The organism is Methanococcus vannielii SB, assembly GCF_000017165.1.
GTDB classification, from domain to species: Archaea; AGJL01; Methanococci; order Methanococcales; family Methanococcaceae; genus Methanococcus; species Methanococcus vannielii.
The window spans coordinates 1,706,060-1,720,048 of the sequence record NC_009634.1 but is presented as its reverse complement, the minus strand read 5'-3'; the positions used below and the strand labels follow the sequence as shown (position 1 = coordinate 1,720,048).

Genomic DNA, 13,989 nt, shown 5'->3' with positions numbered 1-13,989 from the left:
GATTTGCATAATATGAAAACGTGTTGTAATATGTATTGTTTTTAGGTATGTAACAATAATTTTTTAGAGTTTTATAAGTTATTTTTTCAGTTGATCCGTTACAAGTTTATCAACTTCATTTAAAAATTCAGTTAAATATGCTTTTTGAATTATGCCTCCAGATGCGATATCATGTCCCCCGCCATCACCCCCGTATTTTTTTGAAATTTTCATTACTTCTGAAAGATTAAGCCCGCATCTGACAAGTTCACTGTTTCCCCTCGAAGATACTTTATAGTATTCACCATTTTCACTAAATCCAAATACTGGCTTATTTTTTACCATTAAAGATGCCATTATTCCGGTTTTTCCCTTGTCACCAATAAAATATTCAATATTTTCTAACGTTAATATCTTTATTTTTTGAAGTTCCAATACGAGTTCTTCCTTATACGTAATATATGCATTTTCACCCTGCTTTATGCATTCTTCATCCCCTAAAAGTATACCTATTGCAGTAGATGTTAATTCCATCCTTCCACAAGAATTTAAAACTTCCGAAATGTAAAATCCGTCTTTTAGATTATGATTTATATTATACTTATCAATACATAATTCTTCAATTTTAACATAATTTTGAAGTTCACTAAACATTTTTTCAGATTCTTCTACAGTAGTCCCATTTTTTTTCGAATTAATTTCTATTTTATCCAATAATAAATTAATTGCATCAAGAGTATTTAATTCTCGAATATAAGGCTGTGTTGAGTAATAAATAGCCTTTGAAATAGGTAAATTATAACAGTTGTATACTGAATCTTTAATAACACTTAAATACCTGTTTTTTCTTGCTTCGTTTAATATATATTTGTTCAATCCAAGAAATGGTTTATGTTGCATATCCCCAATTGCACCAATAATTGCAATAGGTGCTAAATCATAATATCCAAACGTTCTTGCAACAAGATAGCAAATCCCACTCGCAGAAATTTCTTTTGAGCCATTAGAACCGATAATATGTGCATTTAATTGCAATATCTTTCCAAATTTTGCCTCAAAATTAGTTGGGGGGTGGTGGTCAAGAATAATTGCATCAAAACCTAAATTTTCTATAATATCTGACTGACCACTCCCCATATCACAAAATATATATAAATTATCCTTATTTTCTAGCGAAAGTTTTTCTAAATTTTCTTTTGTCAGTTGTTCTAAAATTGTCATCTGAAATGTTTTATTTAGTCTATAAAGAGTTTTTAAAATAATAAAACCTGCTGTTAGTCCATCTGTATCATGATGAGTAATAATTCGGATTAATCCTTCTTTTTTTTCAATTTTATCTTTTATTTGTGCAGTAAGTTCATTAAATTTTGAAACGTCGTTTAAATGTAGCATTTCCATAAAATCACTTAAATTTTTTATAAAAATAGTCATTACCTATAAAAAATACATTAAATGAATGTAAATATCTAGTTTGGATTAACAACCCGTATATGTCGTTTTTTCAATAATTGGGCCATTTGGACTTAGTTCTTCAAAAATTTGTGCTTGAAATGATTGTAATCTTACACTATATTCAAGCCATGCTGTTTTTGGAAGTCCTGCTTTTAAACAGAGATTTGACAAAAATTGCTTTTTATCCCAGTTATATTCCGTAGCAACTTGGGGAAGAAGTAATCCCCTGTAAGGGCCAAATTCAATTATTAATCCATCTCGCCCAATTTCAAGCCTTTGAAGATAATCCATAGGATTTTCAACGTTGATTTCTTCAGGCATCGTCAAAACACTAATTTCAAATATTATTTCAGATAATTCTTTTGATTTAACTGGCTGAAATCTAGGGTCATGTTCTGCCGCACTAATTGATGCTTCTTTTAGTGCATCAATAAGGGGCATTATTGGTTCAGGAATACCAATACATCCTCTTAAATCATGGCCCGGATATGTATGAATCGATACAAAAATTCCCCTTACATTATTAAATTTTTCAGGGTATCCAACAAATTTTATCTCTTCACCCTTCAAATAATGAACCAATACTTCACGGGCATATTTAACAAGTATTGCACCTTCTTCAAGATTTAATTTCAATTAAAACCCCTCCTAACGTTAAATCTCGAAAATCAAATATATATGTTAAATATCAAACTACTGATTTTTAAATATATCTAAAATGTAAAATATTTAACATTCATATATTATTTTTCCAGTGTCTTTCGATTTTTTAAATGGAAGTTTTTCCGTTTTTAATACTTCTAAAAACTTTAATACTTCTGGGTCATTTAATTTTTCTTTCGAGATTAAAAAGTCATAATTTTCATCAGCAATTGGAATAAAAGTAAGGCCATAATAATCCGCAACGGTTTTTATACCTAACCCAATCTCAACTTTACCCATAAGAACAGCTGCACCAACTGCAGAGTGTGTTTTTGCTTCTAATTCATAGCCATTTAACAATTTTTTATCAATAGCATTATCTTTTAAAAACTTATCAAAAAGAATTCTTGTGCCTGAACCTTTATTTCTATTTAATATTTTATAATCGGGTAATTTTTTTACAACTTCATCTAATGACGATATACAAAGTTCGGGTTTAATTAAAAATCCCTGTTCCCTTAGGTACCCGTTTACTAAAACTGCATCCTTTACACCGTACTTTTTTAAATAAGGTACGTTATATTCACCACTCGTATCAAGCAGATGAATTCCAGAAATGTCTGCTTCTTTTCGCATTATTGACATTATTCCTCCGATAGAACCGGTATTTACAGTTCTTGCAAAAATCTGTCCAGCTTTAAGTATTGAGTCAATTCCAATACAGTGGCTACCTATAATGTTTAAACCAACTTTTACATCTGAAAACATGTGAACATCAAAAGATTCATTTTCTATAATTTCAGTATGTTCGGGAATAACGATATATCCATCAGCATACGTTAACGAAGTTATTGCTTCGCTTCCCTTAAGGACAGGATATGCTCCGTACCCATCTTTTCCTTTGATTATTGAAACCGGAAGATATTCTTCCCTACCTTTTGCAGAGATATATCTATTATGAACGTGTGCTCGTAGTGTCTTTCCCTTTTCATTAAAAAGTACATCGAATATTGTAAGACATGATGTTGGATATCCTGGAAGGCCAACAATTAATTTTTCACCAATTTTTCCGATAATAGTTGGTTTTCCAGGTTTAATTTTAATACCATGAGCTAAAATTTCGCCACCTAGTTCTTCTATTGCAGTGCTAGTCAAATCGCCAACTCCCGCAGACGTTCCACCACTTAAAAGTACCACATCGCAAGTAATTGCTTGCTTTAGTTTATTGACTAATTCTTCCTTATTATCCCTAACAATCCCATAAAAATTAAAGTTCCAACCTTTTTCAACTATTGAAGACGCTATTGTATACGTATTTACATCGTAAATTTTATAATGACTTAATTTTTCATCTGGATTTATTAACTCATTTCCTGTTGAAATAAGTCCAATATTTAATTTTTTGTATACTTTTACCTTATTTTTACCAATTGCCGAAATTGCACCGATATCCCTTGGCGAAATCTTTGTATTTTTACGTAATATAAGCTCCCCCGCCATTATGTCGTTTCCACAATATTGGATATTTTCATGAGGGGAAACTGCATCGTAAATTTTTACAAAATTACCTAAATTTTCAGTATATTCAACCATTAAAACTGCATCTGCCCCTTTAGGCATTGGGGCCCCAGTTGCAATTTCTATACACTCAAAATCATTTATTTCAAAGTTTGAATTATTTCCCGCCCTTACTGAATCAATAATTTTCAGTTCAACAGGACTATTTTCATCTGCATCAAACGTATTTTTTGCTTTTAATGCATAACCATCCATTCTTGAGCGGTCAAATGGGGGAACATCAATATCTGAAACTATATCTTCTGCAAGAATCCTTCCTGAAAGTTCTAAAAGTGTTACCTCTTCGATACCTGTTTTTTCAAGAAAACTATTGATTATATTTTTTGCATATTCAATCGTACATAATTCCAAGTACCTCAAAAAAATCACCAAAAATATATTTAAAATTAAAAAAGTTTAAATAGTAATATTTACTTTTTCACCGCATTTTGGGCAGTTAGGAACTTTTGAATCCGTATTTAAATTAATATTTGGTCGTTGATAACTAAACCGTTCTATTAATGTTTCCCCACAGTTTGGGCAGTAAGTATTATATCCAGTACCATAAGGAACGTTGCCAACATATACGTAGTGTAATCCTGCATTTACCCCGATATCCCTTGCTTTTTTAAGGGTATTAATACTTGTTTTTTCAATATTAGTTAATTTGTAAGTTGGATAAAATGCAGTAAAGTGAAGTGGAGTATCTATTCCAAGTTCATCTTTTACAAAATTTACAATAAACTCGATATCTTTTTGATTGTCATTATATTTTGGAACTATGAGGTTAGTTATTTCGACATGAATTCCAAGCTTTTTTGCTAAAACACACGTTTCTAAAACCGGTTCAAGTTCCCCAAAGCATACTTTTTTATAAAATTCACTATTTCCCTTAATATCTATATTCATAGCATCTATTCCAAGCTTTTTTAATGGTTCTTTTTCAATATATCCATTTGTAATCATTACATTAAATAAATTCATGTTTTTTGAAGCATCTATTGTATCCTTCATAAACTCATAAAATATTGTTGGTTCCGTGTACGTATAAGCAATTCCCTCGCAATGGTAATTTTTAGCAAGATTTAAAACCTCTTTGGGAGTCAACTCAGTAAATGGAATTTCTTCTGGCAATGCCTGACTTATTTCCCAGTTTTGGCAGTGCATACACTTAAAGTTACACCCTGCACTTGCAATTGAAAAAACACTTGTTTTTGGCCGATAATTAAATAATGGCTTTTTTTCAATTTGGTCAATTGCAGTTGCACATAACTTTCCATAGTTTATAGAATAAAGTTTACCTGAAATGTTTTTTCTACCGCCACATATTCCCCGTTTTCCAATAGATATTTTACAGTGTTTATAGCATAAATTGCATTTGACGCTAGAAGAATTTTCAAGAAACTCGTAAAAAAGTGCTTCTTTTAACATAAAATCACTTACTAGAGGTAATCGCTCAAGTTAAATACTTCAGTTATCTCCATCAATACTTTTTGGTTATAAATTATATTGTACGTTCTTTGGGGAACGTATTTTCTCTTAGGCACTAGTAAGTTTTTAGCCTCTTTTGAAGCTTCTTTAACACTGATATCTATAATTTCTCGCCTAGTTTCGAGGTTATGGTTTCTTAAAATTTTACCAATTGGTATATCTGCTGATAAAAGGTCTTTTTTTATCGTTTCACGAATTTTACGTTCGCCTATATTTTCTAAAGGAGTTTTAGATGTAGCATATATTAATGGAATCTCGTTTACATATAATACTACAGATCTATAATTTATATTATCCACTATTTCCTGATAAATTGTTCTTACCATCACCTCTTGTCCAAAAATTATTTCTAAAAGGTTTGTTATACTTCCGTCAGTTCCAAGAAGAATTTTTTCTTCGTTTTTTAAACCATGTATTACTGAAAGGTTCCCTATTAATTTGTAAGGTTGTACATTAACATAATTCATAATTTCACGTGAATTATTTAAAAAGATTAAAATTCTTCTTCTGCCATTTCTTTTATCTTCTGCTCCTTTAATTCATCATACATTTCTGAAGCCTTTGACTTTAACTCGTTTATTTTTGCATAGGTTTTTAAAAGGTCTTGGTGAGTTTCAGCACTTATTTTTGCATTCTCAAGCACCTTTCTATGCTCATCTGAAGATTGATTTACAAGAAGAGATATGCCATCAGACTTTGTTTTTATAGTTTCGTTTAACTCTTCGAGCTCTTTTGCCTTTTCATAAAGTTTTTGATAAGACTCAATATCTTTTATAATCTCTTTTTCTTGGTCAAGTGACATCGGCTTTGTTTGAAGCGTATTTTCAAGCTGTTCAATTTTTTGTGAAAGATAATTTTTGCTAATCTTCATGGATTTAAATTCATTTAGCATTTCTGCCCGTTTCTGCTTTAAAACACGTATTTCTTCAATCTGCTCTTTTACATGGTTATTTATATCTTCCCTTAAATCCTTATATTTTTTAACATCATCATTTGCAGTATCTCTAATATCTTTTAATTCCTTAGATTTTTCATAGAGCTCTTTTATCTGATTATTTATTTGGTCAAGTTTAATTTTTATCGTATTGTAATCCATTTTTAACACCAAACCCCCTATTTAACATTAATAAATTTTTATTGTAAGATATATAAATATTTTTATTTAATATCTGAAAAAAGTGTCAAAAAATAAATTACGTGTAAAAAAAGCGATTAAATTATTTTAAATAGTCCAATATTTCTCTTAAGTCTTTTTTATCTATGCATACGTCAGCTTTTGACTTTAAAATTTCCTTGGCACAAAAAGCAATTCTAAATCCTGCTTTTTCAAACATGCTAATGTCATTTGCACCATCCCCAACTACCACCGTATTTTCAAGGGAAATATTCTCTTTTTTTGCAATTTCTTCTAAAATATCGCCTTTTGCAGATTCACCCATAACTGGGCCAATTACTTCACCTGTAAGCCTACCGTCATTTGACAAAAGAGTGTTTGAATAAGCATAGTCAAGTGAAAGTATTTTTTTAACCTCATTGGCTGCAAAAGTAAATCCCCCACTTACAACTCCAGTAACATAACCAATTTTCTTAAGTTCTAAAATAAGTTCTTTTGCTCCATTCATTATTGGAATTTTTTGAACAAAAAAGTCAATTTTTTCGGATTCAAGGCCCTTTAAAAATATAACACGCTGTTTTAAAGAATCTTCAAATTTAAGGTTGCCCTTCATTGCATCATTTGTTATTTTTTTAACTTCCCCTTCCACTCCTGCAAGTTTTGCAATTTCATCAATAACTTCGCAGTCTATAAGGGTACTATCTAAATCAAACAAAATAAGTTTTTTAACAGGTTTAGCCACCATAATTACACCAGTTGGTAAAAGAAAAAATAAAAATTAATTATTTTAAGCATCCAATTTTTTTAGCAACGATTCTATATTTTTCTAAGACATCTCCAAGATCTTTTCTAAATACGTCTTTATCAAGCACGTCTTTAGTTTCTTTATCCCACAGCCTCATGGTATCAGGACTGATTTCATCTGCAACTATTATTTTTCCATCAGAAGTTTTTCCAACTTCAATTTTAAAATCAACCAAAATTATCCCGATTGTATCAAAATAATTTTTAAGAACCGTATTTACTTCTAAAGCAAGTTTTTTAATTTCTGCCAATTCTTCTTCAGTTGCAAGGTTTAAAGCAATTGCAATCTCATTATTTAACATAGGGTCGCCGTAATCATCATTTTTATAGTCAAACTGTAAAATCGGCGTTTCTAAGTCTTTACCGGATTCAAATGGGTATTTTTTACACAAACTTCCAGCAGCAACGTTTCTAACGATTACTTCAAGGGGGATAATATCGACTTTTTTTGAAATCATGTGGCTTGGTTCCACATACTTGATAAAGTGTGTTTGAACACCATTTTCTTCGAGTAATTTAAATAACTCTACAGAAATTATTGTGTTTAAGTAACCTTTACCGGACTTTACATCATGTTTTAAACCATTTCCTGCGGTAATATCGTCCCTAAATTCCACTAAAACTTCATCCGTTCCTTCAATTTCGTAAACGGATTTAGCTTTTCCAGAATAAAGTGGGGCTTTTTCCATGATTTTCAAGATATCGTAGTCCATAATTGCTCACCCATTTTTTACTCAAAACTAATTGGTTTTTCTAAATTAATAATAACACAGTTAGTTTATTAAGTTTTCTAAAGCATAAAATTTAAATATAAAAGTTAAAGTGTTGAGGGCAGTAAAATAATTAAAATCTAAAGTTAAATAGTTTATTAATTTTTAAGTCTTTTTGATACTTCTTCTGCCATCTGACTGGTTGAAAGGGTTCCACCCAAATCTGGAGTTGTAAGTTTAAGCTCAAGTACTTCTTCAAGTGCTTTTTCAACCATTTCTGCAATTTTATTTTCATTTAAAAACCTAAGCATCATAACAGCGGCTAAAATAGTTGCAGTAGGATTTGCAATCTGTTTTCCCGCAATATCTGGAGCTGAACCGTGAATTGGTTCAAATAATCCGTATTTATCCCCTACATTTCCAGATGGGGCCATTCCAAGTCCCCCAACCATTCCTGCTGCACCGTCTGAAAGAATATCTCCAAAAAGGTTTGAAGTAACAACTACGTCAAAAGTTTCAGGCCTTGAAATAATATACATATTCATTGCATCAACATAAAAGTCTTCAGCGGGTAAGTTATATCCTTTTGAAACGTCGTAAAATGTTCTTTTGAAAAGGCCATCAGTTATTTTTAAAACATTTGCTTTATGTGCACAGGTTACCTTTCCAGATTTACCCTCTTCTTTTCTATTTTTTGCCATTTCAAATGCAAATTTAAAAATTTTTTCAGAAGCGCTCCTTGTAATAACCCTAGTAGCAGTAGTAATTCCATCAGCAATTTCTGCTTCAATTCCAGCATACAGCCCTTCAGTATTTTCCCTTACAATTACATAATCAATTCCGGTTTTTAAACAGTTTATGCCATTATAAGATTTTACTGGCCTTACATTTGCATAAGTATCCAATATTTTTCTTAATTTTACGATAACGTCAGCTGCAGTTTCACCGGCTGCACCAAAAAGTACTGCATCAGCATTTTTTGCTGCTTCAATGGTTTTTTCCGGAAGTGCCACTCCAGTCTTTTCAAAAACTTCGTCCCCAGCTTCGGCATAGTTAAAATCAAATTCCAAACCTGTTGCTTTAAGAACGGTTATTGCTGCAGGAATTACTTCTTTCCCGATCCCGTCTCCTTCTATTACGCAGATTTTATACACGGTTTCACCATAATTTGGGTTTTATATCCATGTGCCCCAATTAAAATGCAATTCAATAATTCATACTAAATTATAGTATATAATATGAATGTAACTCTAAGCATGAACTTAAAACTAAAAAAATAAAGAAAAAATAGAAAATAAAGAATATATTAATATAATTATATATAAATATATTAACTAATAAATAATCCCAAAATTATAAGTTTTTTATAGTATTTAAGGCATTTTTATCATTTACAAAAATCATTGGAAATATTATATCGCTAGTACAGCAGGGTATCCATACAGCAATAATTAAGAAAAATAAAATTATTAAATATGTAAAAATAGATAAACTGCTATTTAATGATATTATTATATGAAAAAGGGATGCAGAAGTACTTAATAATACATGAAATGAGTGTGGAAGTTTTGTTAACGGTCTAAAATAAGCAATAATTATTCCAAGAAATGCAAGGGGGTTTATTATGTACCATTCTTCAATAAAACCGATATGGGGACCCCTGTTTGGTAAATCCAACAATATTTCCCCAAAATAAGGAATTAAGGAGTCACTAAGTGTTGCAATTCCTATTGAACCGATATACCCGATAAAAAATAAAAGCAAAATATCTTTTAACCCTGATACGTTTGTTTTTTTAAGCTTATAAACTGATGTTGTCACAAATGCGCTTAAAAAAACGTGTAGAGAATGTAGTTTGTAAAATAAAAAATAGGATAAATCAGAAGATACCCCATAAAAAATACTTAAAAATATAACTCCTAAAATCCCGCCAAAAATGGTATAGGGCAAGTGACTTTGAAGTTCCTTAACAATTAATTTGTGCATAAAAAACCCCTTTATAATTAAACATGGGTATATATTAGTATATATTAGTATAAATCATTAAATATCGATAAATAAATATAAAATGGATAAATAAGATACGTGATTAATTTTACACATTATAATTTTTATTTTAAGTAGTATAAAAAATCTTTTTGGAGATAAAAATGGACCCGATTGAAAGTAATTTTGATGGATTTTTAGATATTTTAAGCGAAAAATTAAAAAAAGATGCAGTTGTAGATCAAATTTCTAAAAATTCAACTTTTGAAGAACGGGCATTTAAAATTTTAGTTTCCACAAGTTTAAGCGCAAGAACAAAAGATGAAACTACTGCAAAAGTCTCAAAAAATCTTTTTAGAGTAATACAAAATCCAGAAGACCTTTTAAATATTCCAATTAACGAGTTAGAAAAGCTTGTTTATCCGGCTGGCTTTTATAAAACAAAATCTAAAAACTTAAAAGAACTTGGAAAAATCTTGGTTGAAAAGTACAATTCAAAAATCCCAAATTCAATCGATGAACTTGTAAAACTTCCAGGAGTCGGTAGAAAAACTGCAAACCTAGTAATGACTCTTGCATTTAGTGAAGATGCAATATGTGTTGATACGCACGTTCATAGAATTACAAATCGTTTAAATTACGTAGATACGAAAAACCCTAATGAAACAGAAATGGCCCTAAGAAAAAAGCTTCCAAAAAAATACTGGAAACAAATAAATAACAGTTTAGTAATTTTCGGGCAAGATATATGTGGTTTTGTTCCAAAATGCAGTTCTTGTTTTCCCGAGATTAAAAAAATATGCCCTTATTATAGTTCGATTTTAGAAATTTTAAAGATTTATGAAAAATATAATTTTAAAAAGGTTTCAAAAACAAAAATTCCAAGAGAACGTGGAACTTACGTGTTAAGAATAAAGATAAATAATTCAAAGAATATTTTAGTTGGGAAAAAAGAAATTCAATTTGAAAAAGGAGATTATTTTTATATCGGTTCTGCAATGGGCAATTCATTAAATCTTTATAACCGGATAAACCGCCACTTATCGGATGAAAAAAAGAAACGGTGGCATATAGATTATTTACTGGAATTTGGAAACATTAAGGAAATATATGTTACAGATGGCAGTTTTGAGTGCAGTGTTTCAAAAGATTTTGAAGCTATTCTAAAGGGAATTTTTGGCTTTGGATGTAGCGATTGCAAATGTAAAAGCCACCTTTACTTTTTAAAACCATAAATTTAAAAATAAAATTTTTAAAATATTGCTTTTTTTAGTTTGCAAAAAGTATTTTACAAAAAGTATAAATCTTTGAAAAATAGAATATTTGTTCATGTTTGGATATAAACCGCTAATGCCTGAAAAATTCAAAGTATTTGATTTTGAAATTGAAATTGAAGAGTATAATAATTTAATCAGATATAAACGTGGAAAGTATTCGTGTCTTATTAAAAAATCTTCTTATTCTTTAAAAATAATTCCAAGTCCGGCTACCGGATATGGAGTTCATTATATGTCAATATTTTTTGAAGAGCCCGTTGTAGTACCTCCAAAAGACAGTTTTAAGGGGTACTGTGAAGCTCCCTTTGAAGTAGAAGTAACTATAGGTACAAGCCATCTTGACCATTTTAAAGTTGGAAAGGAAAAATACTGTTTATATGGTACAGTCGATGTTGGAGATATTTCAAGGTATCATAAAAGCCCAGTATATACTGAAGAACCTGAATCATACTGTAATGTTAAATTCATACTTAGTAACGGTTCAAATGAATGGAAAACTTTTGAAAAATTGGTTTTTCCAATATGGGATACGATAATGTTTTATTCCGAAAATAAAGCATATTATCCTACCGTGGTAAATATGGCAAAAAATGGAAACGTTGAGATGATAAATACTATAAAATCCCCGAAATCAGGATTGAATGGGACTAAAAACGTTACTCCAGTAAGCGGTTTTTTAAGGAGAATCTAAAAATGTTTGAATTATTTTTTAGTCTAGATGGTTCATTTTATGGATTACCCCATATGTCAATTATAAAATTAGTAAGTATTATAGCTTTAGGGCTTTTACTATCCCATTTTATTGAAAAACAGCTGAAAGTACTTTCAGAAAATACCAAACACCCTTGGATATTAAATGAAGATACTGCAGGATTAGTTTCAATATTTATTCTTGCAATATTCGTAATTTTTGCATTAAACGTCCTAGAAGGGTTATTTTCATATGAAGTCTTTGGTTTTGACTTAAAATCTTTGATTTACTCCTTTTTAATTATTTATTTTTCATACCGAATATCTAACCGTTCCAAACGATATTTACTTGTAAAGGGGGCCCAGGAAGGAAAATTTGTAGAATACCGGTTAAAAGCATCATTATTTAATTACCTTGTAATGATTATTGCTTTTGGAATTAGCTTTCAAATATTGGGATTAACTGACCGTTTAGGTACATTACTAGTTGCAGGGGGAATTACGGGTATAATATTAGGTTTTGCATCACAAACGGTTGTTTCAAACTTTATATCCGGAATATTTCTTTATTTTGACAAACCGTTGAAAATTGGTGATTCAGTTGAAATTGGAAATAAATCTGGAATGGTAAATGACATTAAAATGATGTCGACTAGAATAAGAACTTGGGATGGAGTATTAGTTAGAATTCCTAACGAAAAAGTTTTTAATTCAGAGATAATTAATAACAAAAAGTATCCCGCAAGACGTGCAGAAGTCACAATTGGAATTGCATATAAAGAAGATATAGACCGTGCAGTTGAAATTATAGTAAAAGTACTTCGAGAAATGACTTATGTACTTGTTGAACCAGAACCCGTAGTTTTTGCAAATAATTTAGGAGATAGTAGTGTAGATATTACAGTTAGAGCATGGGCGCCAACGGAAAAATGGCTAGATATTAGAAAAGAAATGATAAGAAATATTAAAAAAGCCCTTGATAACGAAAAAATTGAAATTCCATTCCCACAGCGAACAATTTGGTTCCCAAATGACCTAAATATCAAATTAAATGATGAAAAAAAGGATAAATAATTATTAAAATCTCATAATTATTTTAAAATATAACTATTTTTAAATTAAACTAAAAACATAAGTGAAGCTAAATTTCTTCAAGTATGTCATCAACCTTATTTACAAACTCTACTGTCTTTTTTAAAAGTTCCCTAACTTTATTTTGGCCAAACATTATATCTGTTGAATAGCTTGCATTTTGTCGTTCTGAACGCAGTGCCGTGTAAAAAGCCAAATCTTTTTTAGTAATTAAGAGTTCATCAATTAATTGAATATCTTTTTCGCTAAATTCTTTCGTATAGTGCCTTATTAAAAAAACAACTGTTGCATTATGGCTTTTTGAGATAAAATTCTTTTTTGCAAGAAGGGATAGTGCTGCATGATATGCTGCATAATAAAGCCCAACAACGCTCCAATCGTTATATTCTGGATATTTTAAATTATTGTTTACAAATGAAAGATTGTGCTTTGCTTTATCTACGTGGGCATTAACTAGGGACTTTGCATGGGATTCATAGGATAGAGTCTTTTTTGAAATGTGGAATTCATAATTTCTTTCGAGTTTTGACTTATTTTTAAAATATTCTTCAACGTTTAACATTTAAAACTGCCTCGTGATAATTTTGATGTCCAAAAACTGGAAAACCTGTTAATTTAGCCTGATTTACGAGGTGATCTTTTGACTTCATGAAAAAATCTAATTCAACCAATACTATATTGATTGGGTATAACGATATAACTTCCGCTTTTGATTTTGCCATCTCAAAAAAAGCATCTAATTCTTCTTTATACTTATTTTTAAGTTCTAAATCTGAAAATGAATAAGTTACTACCATTAAATCAATATCACTATCTTCAGTTTCTTTCTTTCTTGAAGCAGAACCAAATAATAATATAAAAGAAAGCTGTTTTGGCGAATTTTCAATTAGTTCTTGTATTGGTGCCCTTACATTCCTGTTTAATTTTTGGAAACGTTCCACATCAATTTCTGAAAATTTAAATACTGTTTTTTTTGAATTTTTAAGTAGATAAAAGGTATTTGACTTTTCCTTAATCTTTTTTACTTGTTTTTCAGATTCAAGTTTTTTTAAGCTATTTTGAAGCGAACTATTCGAAAGTCCAGTTAATTCTTTTAATTCGCTAAAATATAGTGGATTTTTCTTTGATGTATAGTATGCTCGGTAAATTTTATCAATTGAGTTCATATTCTCTAAGTTATGTTTTATCGTATTTA

General features: G+C 30.1%; 15 protein-coding genes. 3 read left to right on the top strand and 12 right to left on the bottom strand.

Features of this window, described 5'->3' with window-relative positions:
• Positions 1-78: 78 nt before the first annotated feature.
• The 10 genes from MEVAN_RS08740 to MEVAN_RS08695 all read right to left on the bottom strand — a co-directional run bounded on the left by MEVAN_RS08740 (position 79) and on the right by MEVAN_RS08695 (position 9,735).
• Positions 79-1,377 carry a DHH family phosphoesterase gene (locus MEVAN_RS08740; RefSeq protein ID WP_012066506.1) on the bottom strand — a complete coding sequence of 433 codons (1,299 nt, stop codon included), beginning with the start codon at positions 1,375-1,377 and terminating at the stop codon, positions 79-81.
• Positions 1,378-1,455: 78 nt separating this feature from the next.
• Positions 1,456-2,067, bottom strand: a complete 612-nt coding sequence (locus tag MEVAN_RS08735; RefSeq protein WP_012066505.1) for a TIGR00296 family protein — start codon at positions 2,065-2,067, stop codon at positions 1,456-1,458.
• A gap of 93 nt (positions 2,068-2,160) precedes the next feature.
• Positions 2,161-4,011, bottom strand: coding sequence for a molybdopterin biosynthesis protein (locus tag MEVAN_RS08730; RefSeq protein ID WP_012066504.1), 1,851 nt, complete (start codon positions 4,009-4,011; stop codon positions 2,161-2,163).
• A gap of 36 nt (positions 4,012-4,047) precedes the next feature.
• Positions 4,048-5,061 (bottom strand): AmmeMemoRadiSam system radical SAM enzyme, encoded by a 1,014-nt coding sequence (gene amrS / locus MEVAN_RS08725; RefSeq protein ID WP_012066503.1) that lies wholly within the window; start codon positions 5,059-5,061, stop codon positions 4,048-4,050.
• An 11-nt stretch (positions 5,062-5,072) separates the two neighbouring features.
• Positions 5,073-5,588 (bottom strand): chorismate--pyruvate lyase family protein, encoded by a 516-nt coding sequence (locus MEVAN_RS08720; RefSeq protein WP_012066502.1) that lies wholly within the window; start codon positions 5,586-5,588, stop codon positions 5,073-5,075.
• Positions 5,589-5,614: 26 nt separating this feature from the next.
• Entirely contained in the window at positions 5,615-6,217 is a 603-nt protein-coding gene (locus MEVAN_RS08715; protein WP_012066501.1) for a DUF7121 family protein, read from the bottom strand.
• Between the two features lie 121 nt (positions 6,218-6,338).
• Positions 6,339-6,980 (bottom strand): phosphoserine phosphatase SerB, encoded by a 642-nt coding sequence (gene serB, locus MEVAN_RS08710; protein WP_012066500.1) that lies wholly within the window; start codon positions 6,978-6,980, stop codon positions 6,339-6,341.
• Between the two features lie 37 nt (positions 6,981-7,017).
• Complete coding sequence (gene purC / locus MEVAN_RS08705; RefSeq protein WP_012066499.1) at positions 7,018-7,752, bottom strand: phosphoribosylaminoimidazolesuccinocarboxamide synthase; 735 nt, start codon at positions 7,750-7,752, stop codon at positions 7,018-7,020.
• Between the two features lie 155 nt (positions 7,753-7,907).
• Positions 7,908-8,903, bottom strand: a complete 996-nt coding sequence (locus MEVAN_RS08700) for a 3-isopropylmalate dehydrogenase (protein WP_012066498.1) — start codon at positions 8,901-8,903, stop codon at positions 7,908-7,910.
• Positions 8,904-9,102: 199 nt separating this feature from the next.
• The gene (locus MEVAN_RS08695; RefSeq protein WP_012066497.1) at positions 9,103-9,735 is read right to left on the bottom strand and encodes a hypothetical protein; all 633 of its coding nucleotides are present in this window, start codon (positions 9,733-9,735) and stop codon (positions 9,103-9,105) included.
• Positions 9,736-9,899: 164 nt separating this feature from the next.
• Here MEVAN_RS08695 and MEVAN_RS08690 point away from each other — a divergent pair, with 164 nt between their 5' ends.
• The 3 genes from MEVAN_RS08690 to MEVAN_RS08680 all read left to right on the top strand — a co-directional run bounded on the left by MEVAN_RS08690 (position 9,900) and on the right by MEVAN_RS08680 (position 12,776).
• Entirely contained in the window at positions 9,900-10,970 is a 1,071-nt protein-coding gene (locus MEVAN_RS08690; RefSeq protein ID WP_012066496.1) for a DUF123 domain-containing protein, read from the top strand.
• 94 nt (positions 10,971-11,064) lie between these two features.
• On the top strand, positions 11,065-11,703 hold the full coding sequence (locus MEVAN_RS08685) for a DUF432 domain-containing protein (RefSeq protein ID WP_012066495.1): 639 nt from the start codon (positions 11,065-11,067) through the stop codon (positions 11,701-11,703).
• 2 nt (positions 11,704-11,705) lie between these two features.
• Positions 11,706-12,776 carry a mechanosensitive ion channel family protein gene (locus MEVAN_RS08680; protein ID WP_012066494.1) on the top strand — a complete coding sequence of 357 codons (1,071 nt, stop codon included), beginning with the start codon at positions 11,706-11,708 and terminating at the stop codon, positions 12,774-12,776.
• 67 nt (positions 12,777-12,843) lie between these two features.
• Here the strand turns inward: MEVAN_RS08680 and MEVAN_RS08675 are convergent, their stop codons facing one another.
• Both MEVAN_RS08675 and MEVAN_RS08670 read right to left on the bottom strand, forming a co-directional pair.
• Positions 12,844-13,356, bottom strand: coding sequence for a HEPN domain-containing protein (locus MEVAN_RS08675; protein WP_012066493.1), 513 nt, complete (start codon positions 13,354-13,356; stop codon positions 12,844-12,846).
• Entirely contained in the window at positions 13,343-13,960 is a 618-nt protein-coding gene (locus MEVAN_RS08670) for a nucleotidyltransferase domain-containing protein (protein ID WP_012066492.1), read from the bottom strand. The genes MEVAN_RS08675 and MEVAN_RS08670 overlap by 14 nt, the downstream gene beginning before the upstream one ends.
• Positions 13,961-13,989: the final 29 nt, after the last annotated feature.